At 56.9% G+C, this 6,167-nt stretch carries 3 protein-coding genes; 1 reads left to right on the forward strand and 2 read right to left on the reverse strand.

Features of this window, described 5'->3' with window-relative positions:
* Positions 1–173: 173 nt before the first annotated feature.
* Positions 174–1,121, forward strand: a complete 948-nt coding sequence (locus AUC60_RS11080; RefSeq protein WP_087266670.1) for a LysR family transcriptional regulator — start codon at positions 174–176, stop codon at positions 1,119–1,121.
* A gap of 102 nt (positions 1,122–1,223) precedes the next feature.
* Here the strand turns inward: AUC60_RS11080 and AUC60_RS11085 are convergent, their stop codons facing one another.
* Both AUC60_RS11085 and AUC60_RS11090 read right to left on the reverse strand, forming a co-directional pair.
* The gene (locus AUC60_RS11085) at positions 1,224–3,164 is read right to left on the reverse strand and encodes a putative bifunctional diguanylate cyclase/phosphodiesterase (RefSeq protein WP_087266672.1); all 1,941 of its coding nucleotides are present in this window, start codon (positions 3,162–3,164) and stop codon (positions 1,224–1,226) included.
* A 166-nt stretch (positions 3,165–3,330) separates the two neighbouring features.
* The gene (locus tag AUC60_RS11090; RefSeq protein WP_238599557.1) at positions 3,331–5,961 is read right to left on the reverse strand and encodes a bifunctional diguanylate cyclase/phosphodiesterase; all 2,631 of its coding nucleotides are present in this window, start codon (positions 5,959–5,961) and stop codon (positions 3,331–3,333) included.
* Positions 5,962–6,167: the final 206 nt, after the last annotated feature.

Consider the following 6,167-nt stretch of genomic DNA (forward strand, 5'->3'; position numbering starts at 1 on the left):
TCGCGGCCTCGCGATGCTCGTGCGCTCCTACAGGTTCAATGTTTGCTACAAGACGCAGTGGCGTCAGCAGCAACGGAAATCTGAGAGCTGCCAACAGGCTCTGTGTTTACCGGCTGCATCGGAGTATAGATGTGCAAACTTCTAACAAGAACGCACATAAAAGCAGGATCAACATGCAAAAAAACATCACCTCCCGGAGCGCTCTGAACTGGGATGACCTGAAGTTTTTTCTTGAGGTGGCCCGTACCCGCAAGGCCAGCAGCGCCGCCAAACGACTCGCAGTGGATTACACCACCGTGTCGCGGCGCATTACGTCGCTGGAAAATTCGCTGGGTACGCTGCTGTTTGAAAAGTCGCGTGGCAACGGTTTCATCCTGACCGCTGAAGGTCAACGATTGCTGGGTTATGCGGAGTCCATTGAAAGCACGCTGCATCTGGCTTGCGAGCAGGTTTCGGGATCAGGCCTGGCGTTATCCGGACATATCCGCATCGGCTGTACCGAAGGCTTCGGCAGTTTTTTTATCACGCCACAGCTCAGCCACTTCCTGGATGACTACCCCGATATCTCGGTGGATATCCTGCCGCTGCCGCACTTCATCAGCCTGTCCAAACGCGAAGCAGATATCGTCATTGCCCTGGAGCGACCGGAGCACGGGCCTTATGTGTGCTGCAAATTGTGCGACTACAACCTGCGGCTGTACGCGACTCAGGAATACCTGGACAACCACGCACCGCTCAACAGCTCCGCTGACCTGGCCGAACATAAATTTATCAGTTACGTAGACGACCTGGCCTTCAGCTCGGAGCTGCTTTACCTCAGCAACTTGCTGCCCGGCGCGCAAGCACAACTGCGCAGCACCAGCGTCATCGCCCAGTACCTCGCTGCGCTGCAAGGCCGTGCCGTCGCGATTTTGCCGTGTTTTCTTGCCGCTCAGGATTCACGGTTGATACCGGTGTTGGCAGATGAAGTGAACATCACAAGGCATTTCTGGATGTACTGCCGCGAGGACCTGCGCAAGCTCAAGCGGATTACGGTGTTGTGGGATTACATACGGGAGGTGACGGAGTTGAATCAGGGGTTGCTGCTGGGTAGTTCGCGGGAGGTGAGGTTTGCGGGATAGTCATGCCCACCGAATACCTGTAGTAGCTGCCGAAGGCTGCGAAGCATTTTGCCTGATACGCCGCCATCGCAGCCTTCGGCAGCTACTACAGAGGCCTTCAAATCAGGCCGCAGAAACCTGCTCGTGCTCGAACCAGCCCCTAATCTCTTCCAGTGGAATCGGCCGTGAGAACAGATAGCCCTGCGCGGACATGCAGCCCAGGCTTTTCAGCGCGGACAGCTCTGCCTCGGTTTCTACCCCTTCGACGATGCATTCGAGCTGCATGTCCTGGCACAGGGCGATCAGCGATTTGACGATTTTGAAGCTTGCCGGGTTGAGGTGGATGTCGGTGACGAAGGTACGGTCGACCTTGAGTTTAGTCAGCGACAGCGCGTGAATCTGGCTCAGGCTCGAGTACCCGGTACCGAAGTCGTCCAGGGAAATACCACAGCCCAGGCTGCGGAAAAGAGCGATGGCCCGCTGAGTCTGGGCCAAATCCTGAATAACGGCCGTCTCGGTGATTTCCAGATCCAGATACGAAGGGGCGAACCCGCTGTCCTTTATGACCTGAACGATCACTTGCGCAGCCTCTTCTGAACCACAGTCATGGGCGGAGAGATTGAATGACAAGCGAGTACCGGCAGGCCAGGACGCGGCGGCGTGCAACGCCTTGCTCAGCAGCGGCACTGTCAGACGGTTAACCATACCGATGCGTTCGGCGATGGGGATGAACTCGCTGGGCGGCACGTTCCCCAATTCAGGGCTCTGCCAACGCGCCAGCGCCTCGAACGCTATGGTTCGCTGGCTGTGAATGTCGACGATAGGCTGGAAGACCACGTGAAACTCTTCATGCAGGTTCGCCCTGCGCAGCGCTTGCTCTGTCAGCCCCTGTCGACTGAGTTGCTGACGATGCTCGGCGGAGAACATGCAGACTGTACCCGGCCGGTTGCGCTTGCTTTGATACAGCGCGTAATCGGCGTACTCGTACACTTCAGTTTCGCTGGCTGCCAGATCCGGAAAAGTCGCGATGCCCATCGATGCGCTGATCTGGATCGGAATATCCACCAGTGTGAAAGGCTCACGCATTTGCGCGCAGACCCGTTCACCAAATGCCCGCAACTGCTCGTCGCTTTTAGCGTCGGTCATGATCAATGCAAATTCGTCCCCGCCCAGCCGGGCCAGGTGCACGCCATCATCGAGTAACCCAGTCAAACGCTGACCCACCTGATACAGCAGTTTGTCGCCAATGCTATGCCCGTAAAGGTCATTGACCGGTTTAAAGCCATCGAGGTCGATTAAACCTACCGCCAGACGCACATCCTGCGCCCGCGCGTTTGCTAGCAAAGCTTCCAGTTGAGAAAAAAACTGTCGACGGTTAGCCAAGCCGGTCAGGCTGTCCATGTTGGCAAGGCGGCGGTTCTCGTTACTCAGCCTTTCGGTACTGGCCTGCATGTTCACCAAACGCGTGAAGTCACCGTACTGGGCCTTGAGAATCGTGAGCATCGCAATGGAGACCAGCAGGACGTCGATTGCGGTGGCAATAAACGTGATGTTGTTGGTCGAGGCGAAAAACACCACGAATGCAGTGTTTACCACAACCGTGGTCGCCAGCGCCGCCGGAAGCAAATGCATCATGCAAAAGATGCAGCCGATCACCGTAATCGCCATGTAAAACGCGACATGGGCCTGCCCATAACTGTCGCCATAAGGAAACAGCGCCAGCGACCAGGCGGTAAAGCCTGCGGCTACAAATGGAGCCAGGCGATTAGTGCGTTTCAGAGCCGCAAGCATCTGTGCCGGGCTGGGTATGCGATTGCGCGTACGCCACCATTCTGCCGCACGGATAACGCCGAACAGGGTCATGATCAGCGGGCAGTAGACCGCCAGCCAGGGCGGTGCCGCGGAATAGTGAGTACCCGCCAGCACCAGCGTATTGATCAGCAGGATGAAGTACATCATCGGCAGTTGCCGAGACAACGCGATGTATTGGGCTTTGACCAAGCCGGGGTTGTCGTGAGGCACGGACATGAGCGCTCGCAAATTGGCGAGCAACGTTTTTTTCATCAGGCGTGGCTCTGAAAGTTCATCCAGTTATAAGCCGACCAGATATCCGTTCCAGTTGGGGCCAAGTGCATCAATGGACAGTGCGCTTACTCATTCGTGTCGGCCGGTACGCAGGATTATGAACACCTTCCGATGAATGGTGGCTATTTGATTGTAGATCATGATTTCAAGTTGCGTCGGTGACTGCCAGCAATGCCTCGAACTCATCCACAGGCACCGGTCGGCTGATCAAGTACCCTTGGCCAGTGTCACAACCGGCGTTGCGCAGGAACGCCAGTTGCTCCTGCGTTTCGATACCCTCGGCGGTGACGGTAAAGCCCAGCGCGTGCCCCAACTCGATGACGGCCTGGGTAATCGCGACGTAAGCCTTGTCATGCGGCAGGCCGGAAATGAACGTGCGATCAATCTTCAGATTGTCGATGGGCAAGTCTTTCAGATAGGCCAGCGACGAGTAGCCGGTGCCGAAATCATCGACAGCAACGGTCAAACCCATGCTGCGTAATTGGCTCAGCACCGTATGCGCCAACTCCTTTCGATTCATGACCAGGCTTTCGGTGACTTCAATTTCAAGTGCCTGAGCGGGCAGCTCATAGCGCTGCAACGCCAGCCGGACATCTTCGACAAAATCGCCGCGTTCTATTTGCAGCACTGCCACGTTGATGGCTACGTGCTGGGTGAACAATCCACTGTCCCGCCAACGCCGGACCTGGCTGCATACATGGTCCAGGAGCCAATGGCCGATCGACACGATCAAGCCGGTGCGCTCTGCCAGAGGGATGAAGTCCGCCGGCGATACCAACCCCAATGTCGGGCTACGCCAACGAATCAAGGCTTCTGCGCCAGCGACCTTGCCGGTGTTCAAATCGAGCTTGGACTGGTACCAGACCTCGAATTCATTACGCTCAAGTGCCTGCCTTATGGCAGCTTCCAGAGCGACTCGAGCCTGAATCTGCGTGGTCATATGCGACTGATAAAAACAGAAGTCATTTCGACCGGCTTCTTTGGCTGCGTACATCGCCGTATCCGCCTGGGTCAGCAATGCCTGGGCCGTCGCACCGTTTTGTGGGTACAGCGTGACACCGATACTGGCGGTCACTAACGCGGCAGTGCCATCGAGGAAAAACGGCTGCTGCAGCGCCGCCAGGATTTTCCCCACCACCGGAACGACGTCTGCCTCGCATTCAAGTCCATCGAGGATGAAGCCGAATTCATCGCCTCCTAACCGAGCAACAACATCCCCCTGCCGCACTGCGTCGACAAAGCGATGGGTCGCGTGCTGCAACAACAGATCCCCCATGGGGTGGCCGAGGCTGTCATTGACCAGCTTGAAACCATCCAGGTCCAGCATGAGCACGGCCATGCAGTTGTTCTGGTGTCTGGCCTGGTCAATACCCTCAATCAACTGCTTGTGGAACAACACCCGATTGGGCAGCCCGGTCACCGAATCGAAATGGGCGAGGTATTCAAGCCCTCGTTCAGCCTCTTTGCGGGCAGTGATATCGCGCACGACCGCGTAGGTCACCAGCTCATGCGCCAGTTGTATGGTGCATAACGTCACCTCGGTCGGGAACACACTGCCATCTACACGCTTGTGATCCCACTCGAAACGCAATGCCCCCTCACGCTCGACCTCGATTCGCAGGGCAGCGGCCTTGTCTACCGAAGACTGCCCGTCAGGCTGGAATTCAGGGGATATATCCGCCACCGTGACACTCGGGAATTCCGGCCCCTTGAATCCCAAGGCTCGAAGCCCCGCAGAGTTACCCAGATTGATTCGTCCGTCCTGGCCCCTGATCCAGATCGGATCAGGAGAACGCTCGAACAATGTGCGAAAGCGATCCTCGCTTTGCATCAGCGAAGACGAAATGAACTCTCGCTCGGCAATCTCCTTGCGCAAATCAGCATTGCGCCGACGAATCAGACGATGGTTCAGGCTTGCCTGAAAAATAAAGAGACTCAAGAGCAGCGACGTGGATATCGCGAGAAGAAAAAGCGAGGAGTCGATGACTGAAGGCGTTGACCAGCCACGCCTCGGTTGCGCTGCCAGTTGCCAGTAGCCACCGGGAATACTCACGTCGACCACAACCGGGGCACCGTCGAATAACGCTGAGTCGCCGTAGATCATTGCGCCCTCGGCGCCCAGCCCATCCTGACCACGCAGGGCGACTGTCAGCCACTCCTTCTCTTCAAGCCCCCCGGCGTTCAGCAACGCCTCGGTACCGGCGACCACCGAAACAAGGCCCCAGTAGGCGTCGCGCTCGGAATGGGCAGACAGGAAAACCGGACGGCGATAAATCACTTCCCGGCCGCCCTGATACAAGGCCACCGGCCCGGCCAGCAAAGCCGTGGCTGAACGGCGGGCCTTTTCGATCAGTGGGAACTGGTTCGGCCGGGTTCGATAGTCCAGTCCGATGATGCCCTCGTTACCCGCCAGAGGGTACGTATCCACAATGACGTCATCAGGGGCGATGACGATGTGGCGAATGTAGGGAACGGCCTCGATTGCGCTTTGGGCCATGCGCCTGAAATGCTGCGGTGAAATACTGCCATCGATGCTGATGAGCTGCGCGATGCCTTCAGTACCACTGAAAGCAAAGCGCACACGCTCCGCCAATCGGGTGCCCAGGCTGCTGAGTTGCAGCGCGACAGCGGCCCGCTCAGTGTCTCGTTGACGCGCGTTATCCAGTGCTCCCAGCCCAAAGGAAAGCAATGCGCCAATGACCAGCACTCCAACAGGCAATATGAAGGTGCTGTATGAGCCCTTGAAACGACTCACTTTTATTTGGGCGTCATGCACATGCTGCCCCTCGTTTGCGGCGATAAAGAGGATCCGGATATGAAGCAAGAACCGCAAAAAATGATTCAGATCTCATAATGGCTGTGCAACCACCTTGGCAGTGACCACTGTCTCGGGAAAAGTATCGAAACTGCCCCCCTCATGAATCGACCCGAACGGGAGATCCTTGAGGAGCATTTTCAACTATCAATTTCGCCAATGATGGG

Origin of the sequence: Pseudomonas caspiana (assembly GCF_002158995.1) — a bacterium.
GTDB classification, from domain to species: Bacteria; Pseudomonadota; Gammaproteobacteria; order Pseudomonadales; family Pseudomonadaceae; genus Aquipseudomonas; species Aquipseudomonas caspiana.